The 16372-nt window shown below is 67.4% G+C and carries 16 protein-coding genes; 9 read left to right on the top strand and 7 right to left on the bottom strand.

Annotated elements, in window-relative coordinates; all coding sequences use genetic code 11:
* Positions 1-94 precede the first annotated feature (94 nt).
* Entirely contained in the window at positions 95-403 is a 309-nt protein-coding gene (locus OVY01_RS21385) for a DUF4148 domain-containing protein (RefSeq protein WP_267849626.1), read from the bottom strand.
* Positions 404-665: 262 nt separating this feature from the next.
* Here OVY01_RS21385 and OVY01_RS21380 point away from each other — a divergent pair, with 262 nt between their 5' ends.
* Positions 666-1763 (top strand): malate/lactate/ureidoglycolate dehydrogenase, encoded by a 1098-nt coding sequence (locus tag OVY01_RS21380; protein WP_267849625.1) that lies wholly within the window; start codon positions 666-668, stop codon positions 1761-1763.
* Positions 1764-1769: 6 nt separating this feature from the next.
* Here the strand turns inward: OVY01_RS21380 and OVY01_RS21375 are convergent, their stop codons facing one another.
* Positions 1770-3371, bottom strand: a complete 1602-nt coding sequence (locus OVY01_RS21375; protein ID WP_267849624.1) for a methyl-accepting chemotaxis protein — start codon at positions 3369-3371, stop codon at positions 1770-1772.
* Positions 3372-3653: 282 nt separating this feature from the next.
* Between OVY01_RS21375 and OVY01_RS21370 the strand changes: the two genes are divergently transcribed.
* Together OVY01_RS21370 and OVY01_RS21365 are read left to right on the top strand one after the other, a co-directional pair.
* Positions 3654-4286, top strand: a complete 633-nt coding sequence (locus tag OVY01_RS21370) for a glutathione S-transferase family protein (RefSeq protein WP_267849623.1) — start codon at positions 3654-3656, stop codon at positions 4284-4286.
* 103 nt (positions 4287-4389) lie between these two features.
* Positions 4390-4851: a GNAT family N-acetyltransferase gene (locus tag OVY01_RS21365; protein ID WP_267849622.1), complete on the top strand. Its 462-nt coding sequence runs from the start codon at positions 4390-4392 to the stop codon at positions 4849-4851.
* Between the two features lie 3 nt (positions 4852-4854).
* Here the strand turns inward: OVY01_RS21365 and ltaE are convergent, their stop codons facing one another.
* From ltaE to OVY01_RS21350, 3 genes are read right to left on the bottom strand one after another with little or no spacing between them, the layout of a single operon-like run.
* Positions 4855-5895: a low-specificity L-threonine aldolase gene (gene ltaE / locus OVY01_RS21360; protein ID WP_267849621.1), complete on the bottom strand. Its 1041-nt coding sequence runs from the start codon at positions 5893-5895 to the stop codon at positions 4855-4857.
* A gap of 23 nt (positions 5896-5918) precedes the next feature.
* Positions 5919-7145 (bottom strand): multidrug effflux MFS transporter, encoded by a 1227-nt coding sequence (locus tag OVY01_RS21355; RefSeq protein WP_267849620.1) that lies wholly within the window; start codon positions 7143-7145, stop codon positions 5919-5921.
* The gene (locus tag OVY01_RS21350) at positions 7142-7621 is read right to left on the bottom strand and encodes a MarR family winged helix-turn-helix transcriptional regulator (protein ID WP_267849619.1); all 480 of its coding nucleotides are present in this window, start codon (positions 7619-7621) and stop codon (positions 7142-7144) included. The genes OVY01_RS21355 and OVY01_RS21350 overlap by 4 nt, the downstream gene beginning before the upstream one ends.
* A gap of 318 nt (positions 7622-7939) precedes the next feature.
* On the opposite strand from OVY01_RS21350, the gene OVY01_RS21345 reads away from it, so the two are divergent.
* From OVY01_RS21345 to OVY01_RS21335, 3 genes are all read left to right on the top strand, one after another.
* Positions 7940-8665 (top strand): gluconate 2-dehydrogenase subunit 3 family protein, encoded by a 726-nt coding sequence (locus tag OVY01_RS21345; RefSeq protein ID WP_267849618.1) that lies wholly within the window; start codon positions 7940-7942, stop codon positions 8663-8665.
* A gap of 182 nt (positions 8666-8847) precedes the next feature.
* Positions 8848-10614: a GMC family oxidoreductase gene (locus tag OVY01_RS21340; RefSeq protein ID WP_267849617.1), complete on the top strand. Its 1767-nt coding sequence runs from the start codon at positions 8848-8850 to the stop codon at positions 10612-10614.
* A gap of 12 nt (positions 10615-10626) precedes the next feature.
* Positions 10627-12084, top strand: coding sequence for a c-type cytochrome (locus OVY01_RS21335; RefSeq protein WP_267849616.1), 1458 nt, complete (start codon positions 10627-10629; stop codon positions 12082-12084).
* A gap of 84 nt (positions 12085-12168) precedes the next feature.
* Here OVY01_RS21335 and OVY01_RS21330 read toward each other — a convergent pair whose 3' ends face one another.
* Complete coding sequence (locus OVY01_RS21330; RefSeq protein ID WP_267849615.1) at positions 12169-13641, bottom strand: aminotransferase-like domain-containing protein; 1473 nt, start codon at positions 13639-13641, stop codon at positions 12169-12171.
* Between the two features lie 199 nt (positions 13642-13840).
* On the opposite strand from OVY01_RS21330, the gene OVY01_RS21325 reads away from it, so the two are divergent.
* Positions 13841-14230, top strand: coding sequence for a hypothetical protein (locus OVY01_RS21325; protein ID WP_267849614.1), 390 nt, complete (start codon positions 13841-13843; stop codon positions 14228-14230).
* Between the two features lies 1 nt (position 14231).
* Here the strand turns inward: OVY01_RS21325 and OVY01_RS21320 are convergent, their stop codons facing one another.
* Positions 14232-14669 (bottom strand): GNAT family N-acetyltransferase, encoded by a 438-nt coding sequence (locus tag OVY01_RS21320; RefSeq protein WP_267849613.1) that lies wholly within the window; start codon positions 14667-14669, stop codon positions 14232-14234.
* Positions 14670-14744: 75 nt separating this feature from the next.
* Here OVY01_RS21320 and OVY01_RS21315 point away from each other — a divergent pair, with 75 nt between their 5' ends.
* Positions 14745-15413, top strand: coding sequence for an HAD-IA family hydrolase (locus OVY01_RS21315; protein ID WP_267849612.1), 669 nt, complete (start codon positions 14745-14747; stop codon positions 15411-15413).
* Between the two features lie 61 nt (positions 15414-15474).
* On the top strand, positions 15475-16353 hold the full coding sequence (locus OVY01_RS21310; protein ID WP_267849664.1) for an NAD(P)-dependent oxidoreductase: 879 nt from the start codon (positions 15475-15477) through the stop codon (positions 16351-16353).
* Positions 16354-16372 lie beyond the last annotated feature (19 nt).

Below are 16372 nucleotides of genomic sequence, written 5' to 3'. Positions count from 1 at the left end.
CGTGCGTCCGGCCCGAAGCATTTCCGTCACGGTGGCGCGAGGCCCGAAACCGATATCCGAAAGCGGGATCCGGAACGGGCTCGCATCGCGATATTTACGGCTTGGTGACCGACTGCCAGTTGGCACCGCCCATCGAACCGCCGCGCGTGCCGGAGTACGAACTGCCCGATGCGGAACCGCCATACGACTGGTCGTTGCCGGGAATGTTGGCTTCCGCCTGCAACATGTTGTTCGGGTACTGGGTCTGGTCGCCGGCACGGGTGTAACCGGCTTGCGTGAACTGCACCAGGTTGGCGTTGACTTGCGAACGTGTGGTCACGTTATTATTGTCCTGGGCAGATGCAACGCCCGAAAGCGTGAGTGCCGCGACGGCGAATGCAGCGGGGATCAAAATCTTCTTCATGGCAAACCTCAATCGTGAGCGGTGGGGTGGAACGATGGTGGAATGGGAAAATCCAGCCATCCAAGCGGTGTGATGCGTGATGGGAAGGGGCCGGAGAAGAACCCGCGCCATCAACGGAAATAATTATAGTCCTTAACTATCGAAACTTTATACCGATAGTTTGCAATTTATTGTTCTTTCAAAAGCAACAATCGCATGGGGTTCGGGCGCTTGGCCTCTGCGCTTCACCCACGCATTCCAATTTTCTCGGAGACATACCTTCATGTCCGCAATCCCCGTTCCAGAGGTGCGCATTTCGGCCGACAAGCTGCATGTCTACGTCCGGCGGATCTTTGAAAGTGCCGGAAGCTTGGCCCGCGAGGCGGAACTCGTTGCCGATCACCTGATCGCCGCGAATCTCGCCGGACACGATTCACATGGCGTCGGCATGATTCCCCGGTACGTCGCGGCGCTGGGGCTGCAAGAGTTGCAACTCAACGCACACGCTCGCGTCGTTCGCGACTTCGGCGCGGTACTGACGGTGGAGGGCGGGCGCGGACTGGGTCAGGTGATCGCCCATGAGGCGATGGCGCACGGGATCGAACGGGCGCGGAAATTGGGCATCGCGGCCGTGGGACTGCGCGATTCCCACCATATCGGACGCATCGGCCATTGGGCCGAGCAATGCGCGCGCGCCGGCCTGGCGTCGTTTCACTTCGTCAATGTGGCGGGCGACGCGTTCGTCGCGCCGCTGGGCGGCATGGACCGGCGTTTTGGCACCAATCCCTTCTGCGCGGCGTTTCCGCGCGCGGGCCAGCCGCCGCTGGTGCTCGACTTCGCGACCTCCGGGATCGCTTTCGGCAAGACCCGCGTCGCCTACAACAAGGGGGAGACGGTCGGCCCCGGCAATCTGATCGACCACACGGGACGGCCGAGCATCGAGCCGAAGGTGATGCATGAACCCCCGTTCGGCGCGCTGCTGCCGTTTGGCGGACACAAGGGGTCGGGGCTGGCGGTGATGTGCGAGATCCTGGCGGGTGCGATGGCCGGCGGCGTCACCACGCACGAACGCACCCTGGTGACGGGCAGCGGCATCATCAACGGCATGATGTCGGTCATCGTCGATCCGCAAGCTTTCGACGCGCCGGATGCACAGGCCGAGACGGAAGCGTTCGTCGAGTGGATCCGGGCCACGCGGCTGGCCCCGGACGGCGACCCGATCCAGCTGCCCGGCGAACCCGAGCGGCGGCGGCAGACGGAGCGTGCCCTGCACGGCATTCCGGTGGATGCCACCACCTGGGAGCAGATCCGGTGCGCGGCACTGACGGCCGGCATGCCGCCGGAAGAGGTCGGGCGCCGTACCGTGGACTATGCGGACTGAGGCGCGTCAGGCGAGGCTGACGGTCTGGCCATAGCCTGACGTGGTGTGGCGCGCGGCCGTGCCGGGCAGCATGGCGGAGGCCTCGCGCAGCGTGAAGACGGCGACGGCGTCGCGTAACGAGTTGGCCTGGGATGCCAGCGATTGCGCCGCGGCCGATGCTTCCTCGACCAGGGCCGCGTTCTGCTGCGTGACCTCGTCCATCTGCGTGACCGCGACGTTGATCTGCTCGATGCCTTTGCTCTGCTCCTGGGAGGCGGACGAAATCTCGCCGACGATATCGGTGACGCGCTGCACGGAGCCGACGATCTCGGCGATGATCTGGCCCGCGTCGCGGACCTGGGCGGTGCCGGCATCGACGCGATCGGTGGACTGCGCGATCAGGCCCTTGATTTCCTTCGCGGCGCTGGCGCTGCGCTGCGCCAGCAGGCGAACTTCGGTGGCCACCACGGCGAAGCCGCGACCCTGTTCGCCGGCGCGCGCCGCTTCCACCGCGGCGTTGAGGGCGAGGATGTTGGTCTGGAACGCGATGCCGTCGATCACGGCGATGATGTCCGCGACCTTGCTGGAACTGTCGCTGATGCCGCGCATCGTTTCCACCACGTTGTTCATGACGGCCCCCCCGCGCGCGGCGGTGTCCGACGCGGTGTCGGTGAAGGTGGATGCCTGGCGCGCGTTATCCGCGTTCAGGCGGACCGTGGCGGTCAATTCCTCCATGCTGGCTGCGGTTTCTCCCAGCGACGCGGCCTGCTCCTCGGTGCGCGCGGCCAGATTCTGATTGCCCGAGGCGATTTGCGCGCTCGCGACCGCCACCCCCTCGGCGTTGCGCCGGACATTGCTGACCACTTGCGACAGGCTCCGCTGCATGTCCTGCAGCGCGCGCAGCAGATCGCCGATCTCGTCCTTGCCGCGCGTATCCAGTTCCGCCGAGAGATCGCCACGTGCCACCGCGCGGGCGCATTCGAGGGCCTTGCCGAGCGGACGCGAGATGGTGCGGCTGAAAAGGATGCCGCCGATCAGCGCCACCGCGGCGACCAGCAGCATCAGGCCGAGGCTGAGGCGGCTGGCCCAGCGCGCGTCGGCCGCCGCGCCGGCGGCCACCTCGGCGCTTTCGTCGGCGATCCGGGCCGCGGCCTGCGCGAGCAAGGCCGCCGGCTTGCGATCCACGCCGGCTACCGCGCGGTCTCCGGCGGTCGGGTCGAAGTCGGCCGCCTTGAAAGCCGCCAGTCCGGCCCGGTAACCGGTGCCCATGACGCTGTGGGCGGCGGCGAATTTCGCGATCAGGTCGCGACTGTCTCCCGCCGGCAGGCGGTCCTGCAAATCCGCGCTCAGCGCGTCGACGACCTTTTCCTGTTTCTCGAAAGCGGCCCAGTTCTTGTCGAGCGTGGCAGGGTCCTTGCCGCGCAGCAGAACGTCTTTCCATTCCTGCACCTGGCCCTTGAAGGCGACCAGCGTCGCGGATACCTTCCGCTCGTCGGCGGCGTGTTCCTGAACCGTCGTGCCGTAGATGGCGATCGCCCGGTCGAGCGCGAAGATGCCGTAAAGCGCGCCCGCGCACATCAGGAGCATGGCCAGGCCAAAGGCGAGCGGAATTTTGAGACTGAGTTTCATCGGGACACCTGTGAGCGACAGTGGAGCCGGATCGCATGCCGGACACGTGAAAAACATGAGACGAACGACTGTTTTAACGGCAGGAGTTCGACAGACTGAAGCCGCATCGTTGCCGATTTTTCACTATTTTTCATGTCCTGCGTCCGCGAGGCCCATTGCACCGCGTATGCGTGGCTTCGCCGGGCCGGGCCGGGTTCGGTTTGCGTCCGGCCGCGCACGTCGGTTGCCCGGCGCGGCACGGTACGTGCATCCGGTCCCCTACCATTCTGAAAGGAGCGCTTCATGCTGACCGTGCATCACTTGAACAACTCGCGCTCGCAGCGCATTCTCTGGTTGCTGGAAGAACTGGGGATGCCATACGACATCAGGCGCTATCAACGCGATCCCAAAACCAATCTGGCGCCTCCGGCGCTGAAACAGGTCAACGCGCTAGGCAAGTCGCCGGTACTTCAGGACGGCGAGCGGATCATCATCGAATCCGGTGCGATCATCGATTACCTCATCCGGCGGCACGGTGCGGGGCGCTTGCAGCCGGATATGTCGAGCGCGGCGTACGACGACTACGTGCAGTGGCTGCATTTCGCCGAGGGTTCGGCGATGCTGCCGCTGATGCTGGACCTGATGATCGGCCGCCTCGGCGACGCCGGCGCGCCGCTGCGCCCGCGCATCGACGACCAGCTCGCGACCTATCTGGGTTATATCGACAAGGCGCTGGCGGGACGCGACTACCTGCTGGGCACCGAGTTCAGCGGGGCGGACGTGCAGATGAGCTTTGTCGCCGAACTGGCGCACGCGCGCGACAAGCTTGGCGCCTGTCCCAACGTCACGGCATGGCTGACGCGCTTTCAGGCGCGCCCCGCGTACCAGGCGGCGCTGGTGAAGGGCGGCGAGGATTACAATTGCATTTTTCGCTGAGGCGGCTGGCGCGCCGCGCGCTGGAGGGCAGCGTGGGCGTGCGGCGGCGCGCGGGGTAGAGCGTCGCGACGATTCAGGTCGCGCGCCGTGCGGGAGAGGATGCTTGGAACAAACGATTCTGATTAGGCCGGTCGAAAGGCGGGATCTGGCGGCGTGGCGGGTGCTGTGGGACGGATATAACGCTTTCTACGGCCGCAGTGGAGAAACGGCATTGTCCGAGGAGACGGTGCTGACCACCTGGACGCGCTTTTTCGATGGCTATGAACCGGTACATTGCCTGATCGCCGAATCCGGCGGACGCGTCGTCGGGCTCGCGCACTACCTGTTTCATCGCAGCACGATCCGTATCGGACCGAGCTGTTATCTCCAGGATCTGTTCGTCGCCGACGCCGCGCGGGGCGCGGGGGCGGGCCGCGCCCTGCTGGAGGCCGCCAGCGCGCAGGCGAAGGCGGGCGGCGCCGTGCGCCTGTACTGGCAGACCCGGAATACCAATGCGGCCGCGATGCGGCTCTATGCATCGGTGGCGGACCCGTCCGACGCGGTGACCTATCGCAGGACGCTGTAGCGTTCAGGCCGGCGGCGAGACGGCAAAGAATGCGCCGGCCACCGACAGCGCCGCGCGCACCGCGTCCGCATCGACATCGAGATGCGTAACCCAGCGTTGCTGGGTGGCCCCGTAGGCCGACGAGACCGCGATGCCGTGGCGCGCCAGATGGTCGGCGAGCGGCAGGGCGATGTCGGCGGCGACGTTCGCGAAAACGATGTTCGTGTCGGGCGCGGTGACGGAGACGCCGGGAAACGCCGACAGGCCGTCGGCCAGCGCCCTGGCGTTCGCATGATCCTGCGCGAGCCGGCCGATGTGGTGGTCGAGCGCGTACAGGCCGGCCGCGGCAAGAATGCCCGCCTGGCGCATGCCGCCGCCGAGCATCTTGCGCAGACGCCGCGCTTTCGCCATCAGCGGCGCGGAACCCACCAGCACCGAGCCGACCGGCGCGCCCAGCCCCTTCGACAGACAGATCGACACGGTGTCGAACGGCCGCGCCACGGTCTCGACGGGCACGTCCAGTGACACTGCCGCGTTGAACGCGCGGGCGCCGTCCAGGTGGCAGGCCAGGCCGTGACGGCGTGCCAGCGCCGTCGCCGCATCGACATAGGCGAGCGACAGCACCCGGCCGCCGATGGTATTCTCCAGCGCCAGCAGGCGGGTGCGGGCGAAATGCGGATCGTCCGGCTTGACCGCCGTTTCGATGTCGGCGAGGCGCAGGGTGCCGTCGGGCTCGTGCGCGAGCGGTTGCGGCTGGATGCTGCCCAGCACCGCCGCACCGCCCGCTTCCCAACGATAGCAATGGGCATTCTGACCGACGATGTATTCGTCGCCGCGCTCGCAATGGCTCATCAGCGCGATCAGATTGGACTGCGTGCCGGAGGGCATGAAGACGGCGGCCTCCTTGCCGAGCATGTCGGCCAGCCGGTTCTGAAGCTGGTTGACGCTCGGGTCGTCGCCATAGACGTCGTCGCCGACCGCGGCGCGCTGCATGGCTTCGCGCATCGCGGGCACGGGACGGGTGACGGTGTCGCTGCGGAAGTCGTGGCGGATCGCGGCGGGCATGGCGGTTCCTTGAAAAAAGGCGGTTATGAAAAGAATGCGCGCTGGCGGACCCTGCGCTCCGCGCGCAGGCCGGCCAGGAAACTGACCTGACCGACGATGGCCGCGCCGCTCACCACCAGCGCGGCGGCCAGCACCGGGTTGCCGCCGAGGCCGGCGAGAAAGGTGCAGAGCGCGCCGACCGACATCTGCGCGAACCCATACAGGCCCGCCGCGGAACCGACGATGCTCGCCTGTACGCCGAGCGCCTTGCTCAACGCCGCCGGGCTGGACATGCCGGCGCCCAGCGCGAACAAAAACATGCAGCCGACCATCGCCGGCACCGTCAACCGACCGATGAGTACGATCAGCAGCAGCGTCAGGCCGCTGACGACGCTGATGGCGATGCCGATCAACAACAGCTTTTCGATGCCGACCGGACGCACCAGGCGGCGCGTCAGCGCGTTGCCCACCGACATGCCGGCGATCAGCAAACCCAGATGGATGCCTACTTCGTGCAGCGGGCGGTGCAGTTGCGTGGTGACGATGAACGGCGCCGCGGCGATGAAGGCGTAGATCGACGTCGTCGCGCAGCCGCCACCCAGCGCGTATCCCAGAAAGGAGCGCGAGCGCAGCAACAGACCGTAGTCGTGCAGCAGCACCGCCATGCTGAGGGTGCCGGTGGGCTTGCCGGTTTCCGGGATGAGGCGCCAGGTGAAGGCCAGCGTCACCGCGCCCAGTCCGGCGAGCAGCACGAAAATCGCGCGCCAGCCGGACAGGGCGACCAGGCCCGAGCCGAGCAGCGGCGCAAGCCCGGGCCCGATCATCATCATCAGATTCATCAACGCGAGGGCCCGCACGGCTTCGTCCGGCGGCGCGGTGTCGCGCACGATGGCCCGGCCGAGCGCCAGTCCCGCGCACCCGCCCAATGCCTGGAAGAGACGCGCGGCGATCAGCGTATGGATGCCGGACGCGCACGCCGCCACCAGGCCGGCGACCGTATACAGCGTCAGGCCGACGAGCAGCATCGGCCGCCGTCCCAGGCTGTCGGAGAGGGGCCCATAGACCAACTGGCCGGCGGCGAGCCCCATGATGTAGACGCTGATCGTCATCTGCATGGTGCCGCTGCCCACGCCGAGCGCCTGCGCGGCTTGCGGCAGCGCGGGCACGAACATGTGCATCGCCAGCGTGCCGCTGACGATGATCATGACCAGCAGCCATAACGGCGCATGGGGTGTGACGGGACCCCGCGGAGCCGAGGAGGAGACGCTCATGCGGGGGTGTCCCTTTCCGCGTCGGCCAGCGTGGCCGCGAGTTTGCCGAGCACCTCGAAGGCGCGCTCGAGCGCCGGCGCGGGCACGCAGGACAGCAAGGCGTCGCGGCCCGCGCCGATGCGCGCTTCGACCTGCGTCACCGTCGCCTGGCCCAGCGGCGTCAGCTGGATCGTCTTGGCGCGCCGGTCGGCGTTTTCCGCCCGTTCGACGAAGTTCGCGGCCTCCAGCCCGTCGAGGAGCCGTACCACCGATGAACTGTCGAGCGACAACGACGCGGCCAGATCCTTCTGCCGCATCGGCTGCGATGCGCGCGCCAGGTGCAGCAGGGGGAGCCACATCGCCTGGGTGAGACCCAGGGGGCGGAGTTGCCGGTCGATATTGCGCCGCCATTGACGGTTGATCTGCGCCATCAACGACATGAAGTCCTGACGGGCCTGCGCGTTGTGTGCGGTACGTGCGGTCGGGGGGGCGGTCATCGGCGGGATCGGTGGGCGGCGCGGGTCAGTTAGATGATATGCCAATTATAGGGATGCCATGCATTCCTGGCAACGCGGCGGCGCCGGTACCGCCGCGATGGAGGCGGGCGGGTGCGGCGGACCTGATCGCACGGATTGTTGCTTAACCGCACCAGTTGGTACTCTCCCGGATTGTGAATTCCTAAAACCCCACGGCGATTGTTGCTATCATCTCGACCGTTGAAAGTACCGCGCGCCGGCCCGAGCGCATCGGACGGATGCCGAACCGCATGGTACGCGCGTCCGAAAAACAAGCATGCTGTACCGACCCCACCTACCGTGTCCGCCCATACCAACGAAAAACGCCGCCATTTCCTCCGGCAATCCGCCGCGTTCATTCCCATCGTCAGTCTCGGGGGAACGGTGCTGCATTCGGCCTTCGCCGATCAGCCCAACGCGCCGCCGCTGGAAAGCTATGCACCGGTTTTCTTCGACGCAGCCGAATGGACCTTCATCAAGGCGGCCTGCGATCGGCTGATTCCCGCCAACGCCGACGGCCCCGGCGCGCTGGAAACCAATGTGCCGGTGTTCATCGACCTGGAATTGAAGGGCGGATTCGGCGCGGCGGAAGACTGGTACATGGAGGGTCCGTTCGATCCCCATGCACCCTCCGCGGCCGGCTACCAGTTGCCCTACACGCCGCGCGAGGTGTACCGCAAGGGCATCGCCGCGACGTCGAAATACTGTCAGCAGTCCCATCAGAAGGCGTTCGACGCGCTCGATGCGGCCGCGCGCGACCAGGTGCTCACGGCGCTCGAACACGACAAGATCGACTTCGCGCAATTCGGCGAACCGCAGATGAAGGCGTCGGCGTTCTTCTCGTTCCTGCTGCAAAACACCAAGGAAGGCTATCTCGCCGATCCGATCCATGGCGGCAATCGCGCGATGGGGTCGTGGAAGATGATCGGCTTCCCCGGCGCGCGCGCGAGCTATACCGAATGGATCGATCAGCACAACGTGCCCTATCCACTCGGACCCGTGGATCTCGCCGGCCGGCGCGGCTGATCCCGGCCGGACGTGCGCAACGGTCGTCGCGACCGGCCGCGCGCTCCGCGTCGCGCGGTTGCGTTTCTTTTCGACATTCTCCCGATAATCGGTAGCGGACGCCCACGGGCGGCGGGGGCGCGCTTTGCATATCGCATCGCGCGCGCCCTCCCGGCCCGTCACCCGCGGAAACAGGAAACATGATGGCTATCAACAAGGATCCGGTCGACGTCGTGATCGTCGGGCTCGGCTGGACCGGCTCGATCATGAGCATCGAACTGGCGAAAGCGGGACTGAAGGTCGTGGCGCTGGAGCGCGGCGACGATCGCACCAATGCGGACTTCGCCTACCCGAAAGCGGCCGATGAACTGCAGTTCGGCGTGCGGCACAAACTGATGCAGCGGCCGAAGCAGTCGGCGGTGACGGTACGGCAGAACATCGACCAGGTCGCGCTGCCAAACCGGGTGCTGGGCGCCTTCCTGCCCGGCGACGGCGTGGGCGGCGCGGGCCTGCACTGGACCGGGCAGTTGATGCGTCCCCGGCCGACCGATCTGGCGCTGGGCACGTTCGCCCGCGAGCACTACGCCAAGGGCCAACTGCCGGCGGACATGCAGATCCAGGATTTCGGCGTCACGTACGACGAACTCGAACCGCATTTCGATTTCTTCGAAAAGGTCTGCGGACTCTCGGGGCAGGCGGGCAATGTGCGCGGCAAGATCATCGACGGCGGCGACCCGTTCGAGGGCGCGCGTTCGAACCCCTATCCGCTGCCGCCGCTGGAGGACAGCCTCAGCAGCGCGATGTTCGAGAAGGCGGCCCGCAACCTGGGCTACCATCCGTTTCCGAATCCGTCCGCGGCGGTGTCGCGGCCCTGGACGAATCCGTACGGCATGCAGCTCGGGCCCTGCAACTACTGCGGCTTTTGCAGCTTCTACGCCTGCGTGAATTTTTCGAAGGCCTCGCCGCAGACGACGATTCTCGATGCGGTCAAGCTGCTGCCGAACTACGAATACCGGGTCAACAGCAATGTGATCCGCGTCGATCTGCATGACGACAAGAAAACCGCCAAGGGCGTGACGTATATCGATGCCGCCGGCCAGGAGGTGTTCCAGCCCGCGAAGATCGTCGTGCTGGCGTCGTTCGCGCTCAACAACGTGCGGCTGATGCTGCTCTCGGGCATCGGCAAACCCTATGACCCGGTGGCGAACACGGGCGTGGTCGGTCGCAACTATTCCTGGCAGATGGGCAGCGGCATGCATCTGTATTTCAAGGATCTCGAATTCAACCCCTTCGTGGCGGCGGGGACCACCGGCAAGATGTTCAACGACTTCTCGCCGGGGACCTTCGACAGCACCGCACTGGGTTTCATCGGCGGCGCCAAGCTGCACGGCTCGCAGCCCACCGGCTCGCCGATGAAGCATCCGCTGCCCAGCGGCACGCCGAAATGGGGCGCGGGCTGGAAGGCGTCGCTGAAGCAGAACTACGGTCACCACATGGCCTTGTCGATGAGCCTGACGAACATGTCGTATCGCGGCGTGTTCCTCGATCTCGATCCGACCTACAAGGACCCCTACGGCCAGCCGCTGCTGCGCATGACCTACGACTGGCAGCCGAACGAATTGAAAACCGCCCAGTTCATGGGCGAAAAGCTGCGGACGATCGCCAAGGAATTGAAGCCGGACGTGCTCGACGACACGGTGATCAAGCCGGACGCGCATTTCAAGACGACGGCCTATGTCTCGACGCACAACGTCGGCGGGGCCGTCATGGGGACCGACCCGGCGACATCGGCGCTGAACCGCTATCTGCAGAGCTGGGACGTGCACAACGTCTTCGTGCCGGGCGGCAATGCCTTCCCGCAGAATTTCCAGAACAATCCGACCGGCATGATCGGCGCGCTGACCTATTGGTCGGTCAAGGCGATCCTCGAACAATATCTGAAGAATCCCGGGCCGCTGGTCCAGGTATAAGCAAGGGATCACATGAAGCATAAAACGACGATGGGGTCCCGCGCGAGTGTGGTTGGCGGCGCGCTGCTGGGCATGCTGCTGGCGGTCTCCGCCGCGGGCGCGGCGACGGATGCGGCGCCGGCATCGGCCGCCGCGGCATCGGCCGCCGCGGCATCGGCCGCCGCAAGTTCGGCGTCGACTCCGACACCGGCTGCCGCCGCGAGCGGCGATCAGGCCGCCGTCGCGCGGGGCGCGTATCTGGCGCGCGCGGGCGACTGCATCGCGTGTCACACCGCCGTGCACGGCAAGCCGTTCGCCGGTGGCCTGGCGATCGAAAGTCCGCTGGGCACGATCTGGTCGACGAACATCACGCCGGATGCGCAGAATGGCATCGGCGCCTATACCGAAGCGCAATTCGGCGCCGCGCTGCGCGAAGGCAAGCGTGCTGACGGCAGCAATCTGTACCCGGCGATGCCGTATCCGTCGTACAGCAAGCTGACCGATGCCGATGTGCACGATCTGTACGTCTATTTCATGAAGGGCGTGGCGCCGGTCGCGCTCAAGCCGACGCCCACCCGCCTGCATTTCCCGTTCAACATGCGCTTCGGTCTGGGCATGTGGGACTGGGCCTTCATGCATCCGGGCGTGTTCCAGCCGGATCCGGCGCGCAGCGCCGAGGTGAATCGGGGCGCCTATCTGGTCGAGGGGCTCGGGCATTGCGGCAGTTGCCATACCGCCCGCGGCATCGCCATGCAGGAAAAAGCGCTCGACGATGGCAGCGCCGGCTATCTCGGCGGCACGAACCTGAACGACTGGTGGGCGCCGCAATTGCGTGGCGACGCCGGCGGGGCGGCCAGCGGCGGCGTGGCGAGCTGGTCCACCGACGAGATCGTCGATTACCTGGGATCGGGGCGCAATGTGCATGGCGCCGTCAACGGCGAGATGACGGCGGTCGTGCAGAACAGCACGTCGCACATGACGCCGGCCGACCGGCACGCCATCGCGGCCTACTTGAAGTCGCTGAAGGTCGACACGGCGACGGCGACGCCGGCGGTGGACGCCGCGGCGCGCGAGGCGACGCGCAAGACGCTGACGGCGGCCACGTCCCTGACGCTGGGGCAGCGGCTGTACCTCGACAACTGCGCGGGCTGCCACACCGTCACCGGCAACGGCGCGCCGCGGGTCTTCCCGGCGACGGCGGGCAATTCGCTGATCAATGCGCAGGACCCGACCGGTCTGATCCGCACCATCCTCGGCGGCGCGGTGACGCCTTCCACGCCGCTCGGGCCGGAACACCTGCCGATGCCGGGCTTCGCCTACCGGCTCTCGGACGACGAGGCCGCGCAACTCGCGACCTTCGTGCGCGCGGGCTGGGGCAACCGGGGCGGCGCGGTGACGGCGGCCCAGGTCGCCAAGGTGCGCGCGACCCTGCCGGCGCGGCAGGGCGGCGACGCGCAGCGCCACGCCGCGCAGAAAAGCACGGGCGAATGAGCGCGATGCGTCGGGCGTTCCTGTCGCAGGGACGCCCGGCGCGGGAATGGCTGCCCTGGAGAAGCGCTCGGCAGGTCCGACGGCTTATCCGTGACGCGCGAGCCGGCCGAGACGGCGCAGCGCGTCGTCGAGGTCGCGATCGAAGGGCTGGGCACAGCTCAGCCGCAGAAACGCATCGAAACGTCCCGAGTTCGAGAAGATCGTGCCCGGGGCGATGCGGATGCCTTCGCGCAGCGCCGCATGAAACAAGTGCTCCGATGAATGTCCGTCGGCGAGTTCGACCCACAGCAGCAAACCGGCCGGCGGCACACCCAGCCGCGTGCCGGCCGGAAAATGGCGCGCGATCGCGTCGGCGGTGGCGTCGCGCTGGACGCGCAGCCGCGCGCGCAGGCGATGCAGATGCCGGTCGTAGGCGCCGGAGCCGATGAACTCGGCCGCGACGCGCTGCGTCAGCACATCGCCGTGCCGGGTCTGGGCGTATTTCAGCATCCTGACGCGTGCGCTCCAGCGTCCCGCGTCCATCCAGCCCAGGCGCATGCCGGGCGCGAGGATCTTGTTCAGCGAGACGCAATAGATCACGCTGCCGTCGCGGTCCCAGGCCTTGACGGGTTGCACATGCTCCGCGTGTTCGAGCAATTCCCGGTACGGCTCGTCCTCGACGATGGCGATGCCATGGCGCCGGCACAGCGTGACGAGCCCGGCTTTGCGCGCATCGGGCATGACGCTGCCCAGCGGATTCTGCAGATGCGGCACGACCACCACCGCCTTGACGTTGCCGTACGCCGACAGCGCGGTATCGAGCGCCTCCAGCGAGATCCCGGTCGTGGGGCTTGTCGGAATCTCCAATGCGCGCAGCCCCAGGCTTTCCAGCAACTGAAGCAATCCGAAAAACGCCGGTGACTCGATCGCGATCGTGTCGCCGGACTGCGCCACCGCGCGTAATGCGAGGCTCATCGCCTCGACCGCGCCATTGGTCACGATGATGTCCTGCGGTGCGACCACCACCCCGCAGGACATGGCCCGGTGCGCCAGCGCCTGGCGAAAAGCGGGGCAATGGCCTTCGCCGCCGGTATCGGTGAGCAAGGTCGGATGGTGGCGCAATAGCTTGACGGCGAGCGCCTGTAGCGCGGCGCCGGGGTAGAGGCTGGCCGCCGCCGTCGCACCCCCGAGGTTCAGCGCATCGGGCGCGGCGTGGGCCCGTTCGATGACGCTGGAGATCCGTTCGTGCAGCCCGACATAGCGTGCCGCGGCCGGGGCGACGCGCATGTCCGGCTCGCTCGCGCCGGGCAGACGGGACGTCGGCGCCAATCGTACGAAATAGCCCGAGCGCGGCCGGGCTTCGAGCCAGCCTGCGTCCTCGAGATGGCGAAAGGTCTGCAGGGCCGTCGACAGACTGACATGGTGCTGGCGCATCAGCGCACGCACCGAGGGCATGCGTTCACCCGGCGCGAGCGTTCCGGTCCGGATGACGTGGCGATAGTGTTCGGCGAGTCGCTGGTACAGCGGCGCCCCCGTCATCGGCAGGCTGGCGCGGGAATCTTCTGCGGCGGAGTGCATGTGGCGGATCATGCCTGTATCGCACGGCGCGCGCCAGATACAGATGCGCGCGACCGCTACCGGAACAGCGTCCGGAAAAGCGATCTGTTGCGTCACAAAGCGACGCGATGTGTGTCTGTTGCGCCGCCGCCGTCGTCCTTACTCTAGAGTGCCAGGCGCGATGCGTGGCATGCGGCGCCACAGACAGAGGAAATCGACCATGCACGACGGCACATACCGCCTCCTTCCGGGCCAGATCCGGGGTTTTGGCCTGCGCCGGCAGACGCTTCTGCTGGCGCGGGACGGGCCGCTGCGGCTGACGTACCGCGACGCCGCGCTCGACTGGCTGCCGGGCGTCGTGACGCCCACGACGATCCTGCTGGACGAAGGCGCGGCGTACCGGATGCCGTGCGATGCCTGGGTCGACATTCGCACGGGTGCAGGCACGGGCATGGGTGGCGGCGCGAGTGGGCGGGCGAGTGGGGAGGCGGGCGCCGTGACGCTGGGCATCGCCTCGGCGGCCATGCCCGCCCTGCCGCGCAGGATGCTGGCGTGGGCCGCGCGGGCCATGCGCCGGCATCGCGCCGTAACCCGGAACGCGGGCCGATGACCTAGGCGTCCGCGCCCCCGTGCCGCGTCAGCGAGTAGCGGTGAATATCGGTGCGCAGTTGCCAGCCCTGGCTTTCCCAGTACGCCGCACCGGAGGGATTGCCGCGCAGCACGTCGATATGACATTTCTGGATGCCGAGCCGTTCGAGTTCGGACAGGCAACGGTCGACCAGCGCGTTCGCGATCCCGCGCCGCCGGAAGGCGGGCAGCACCGCCAGGTGCTGCAGATAGCCGCGCCGCCCGTCGTGGCCCGACATGACGCAGCCCGCCAACGCTCCCTCGCAATACGCAAGGAAGCTGAGATCCGGGTTGCGCGCGAGATAGCGGCCCGTCGCCTCGCGCGAATCCGCGTCGCGAAACGTTACGCCGGGCGTGCGCCGCAGCAGATCGATCAGGGCGTCGTAGTCGTCGAGGGACATCGTGCGCAGGGTCGGCGTCATCGTGCGTTCCAGGTGGGGGGCGAAGTCGAATGATAAGATCGAATCTCCTTCTCCATTGGCTTCCTTGGCCCGCTCATGCTTCTGACCCAGACCCAGATCCGCGTTTCCTGCTTCCTGTTCGACATGGACGGGACGCTGCTCGATTCCCATGCGCCGATGGTCCGGGCGTATACCGATTGGGCCGAGCGCCGTGGTCTCGACGTGGCGCGCGTGCTGCATGAATGCCAGGGGCGACGGGTGATCGATTCGGTGCGGGCGCTGGCGCCCCCGGGTACCGATATCGAGGCCGACGCCGCGGCACTGTCGCAACGCGAGCGCGACGACGTCGAGGGCGTGGTCGAAATTCCCGGCGCGGGGGCGTTTCTTGCGTCGCTGCCACCCGAGCGCTGGGCGGTGGTGACCTCGGCCGACCGGGTGCTGGCCCAGAATCGCCTGCGTGCCGCGGGGTTGCCGGTGCCGCCCCTGTTGATCACCGGGGACGATATCGTGCGCGGCAAGCCGGCGCCGGACGGTTTTCTGCAAGGCGCCCGCGCATTGAACGCGGCGCCCGGACAGGCCGCGGTTTTCGAAGATTCGACCGCGGGCATCCAGGCCGGGCTGGCTGCCGGCGCCCAGGTTGTCGCGATCGTGTCGACGCTGTCCACGGCGCAGATCGATGCACTGGGCCCGCGTGGCTATGTACACGACATGCGCGGCCTGAGCGTCGTGCCCGATGGCGACGCGTGGGTGATCCGGTTCGCCTAGCGCCGTTCCGCCGCGCGCACTGCGCGCGCTCCCCACACAGGTAATGACACAGGAAGACATCATGGATATCGGCTTCATAGGATTGGGCAGCATGGGCGCCGCGATGGCGATGAATGCCCTCAAGGCGGGCCATGCGGTGCGCGTCTGGAACCGCTCTCCCGGTCCGGCCCGGGCACTGGCCGAGGCCGGAGCGACGGTGGTGGCGACGGCCGCCGAGGCGTTCGCGGGCGACGCGGTGTTCTCGATGCTGGCCGACGATGCGGCGCTGCGTGCGGTACTGATCGACAGCGGACTGCTGAAGCAGGCGCCGCGGGGCACGATCCACGTCAATATGGCGACGATCTCCGTCGCGCTCGGCCAGGAGCTCGCCGCCCTGCATGCCGCGCAGGGGCTGGCCTACGTGGCCGCGCCGGTGCTGGGCCGCCCGGACGTGGCGGCGGCGGGCAAACTCAATATCGTGGCGGCGGGGCCGGACGAGGCCATCGCGCGCGTGCAGCCGGTGTTCGACGTCATCGGTCAGAAGACCTGGCGCGTGGGTACCGAGGCGTACAAGGCGAACGTGTTCAAGCTGGGCGCGAACTTCATGCTGGCCGCGGCGATCGAGACCACCGGCGAGGCGGCGGCGTTGATGTCGGGCCATGACATCGACCCGCATGCATTCCTGGACGTGATTTCGAATACCTTGTTCCCCGGTCCGGTCTACCAGGGCTACGGCCGGATGATCGCCGATCAGCGCTACGAGCCGGCGCTGTTCAAGGCGCGTCTCGGCCTGAAGGATGTGCGCCTGGCGCTGGCGGCGGCGGAAGCGGTGGACACGCCGTTGCCGGTGGCGAGCGTCGTGCGCGACAGTCTGATCGACGCGCTGGCGCATGGCGATGGCGACAAGGACTTCGCGGTGCTCGGCAAGGTGGCCGCCCGGCGCGCGGGTCGCGCGACCTGAGGCTGACATGCAGCGCGGC

The sequence above is a fragment of the Robbsia betulipollinis genome (genome assembly GCF_026624755.1).
In the GTDB taxonomy this organism is placed as follows: Bacteria; Pseudomonadota; Gammaproteobacteria; order Burkholderiales; family Burkholderiaceae; genus Robbsia; species Robbsia betulipollinis.
Note: the sequence above shows the minus strand (reverse complement) of the source record. Positions and strands in the feature narration are given on the sequence as shown.

Coding starts and splice junctions, on each gene's coding strand:
- OVY01_RS21335 (WP_267849616.1), top strand. CDS start 10,627: ATGAAGCATAAAACGACGATGGGGTCCCGCGCGAGTGTGGTTGGCGGC.
- OVY01_RS21385 (WP_267849626.1), bottom strand. CDS start 403: ATGAAGAAGATTTTGATCCCCGCTGCATTCGCCGTCGCGGCACTCACG.
- OVY01_RS21370 (WP_267849623.1), top strand. CDS start 3,654: ATGCTGACCGTGCATCACTTGAACAACTCGCGCTCGCAGCGCATTCTC.
- OVY01_RS21350 (WP_267849619.1), bottom strand. CDS start 7,621: ATGACCGCCCCCCCGACCGCACGTACCGCACACAACGCGCAGGCCCGT.
- ltaE (WP_267849621.1), bottom strand. CDS start 5,895: ATGCCCGCCGCGATCCGCCACGACTTCCGCAGCGACACCGTCACCCGT.
- OVY01_RS21320 (WP_267849613.1), bottom strand. CDS start 14,669: ATGACGCCGACCCTGCGCACGATGTCCCTCGACGACTACGACGCCCTG.
- OVY01_RS21315 (WP_267849612.1), top strand. CDS start 14,745: ATGCTTCTGACCCAGACCCAGATCCGCGTTTCCTGCTTCCTGTTCGAC.
- OVY01_RS21330 (WP_267849615.1), bottom strand. CDS start 13,641: ATGCACTCCGCCGCAGAAGATTCCCGCGCCAGCCTGCCGATGACGGGG.
- OVY01_RS21375 (WP_267849624.1), bottom strand. CDS start 3,371: ATGAAACTCAGTCTCAAAATTCCGCTCGCCTTTGGCCTGGCCATGCTC.
- OVY01_RS21325 (WP_267849614.1), top strand. CDS start 13,841: ATGCACGACGGCACATACCGCCTCCTTCCGGGCCAGATCCGGGGTTTT.
- OVY01_RS21355 (WP_267849620.1), bottom strand. CDS start 7,145: ATGAGCGTCTCCTCCTCGGCTCCGCGGGGTCCCGTCACACCCCATGCG.
- OVY01_RS21340 (WP_267849617.1), top strand. CDS start 8,848: ATGGCTATCAACAAGGATCCGGTCGACGTCGTGATCGTCGGGCTCGGC.
- OVY01_RS21380 (WP_267849625.1), top strand. CDS start 666: ATGTCCGCAATCCCCGTTCCAGAGGTGCGCATTTCGGCCGACAAGCTG.
- OVY01_RS21310 (WP_267849664.1), top strand. CDS start 15,475: ATGGATATCGGCTTCATAGGATTGGGCAGCATGGGCGCCGCGATGGCG.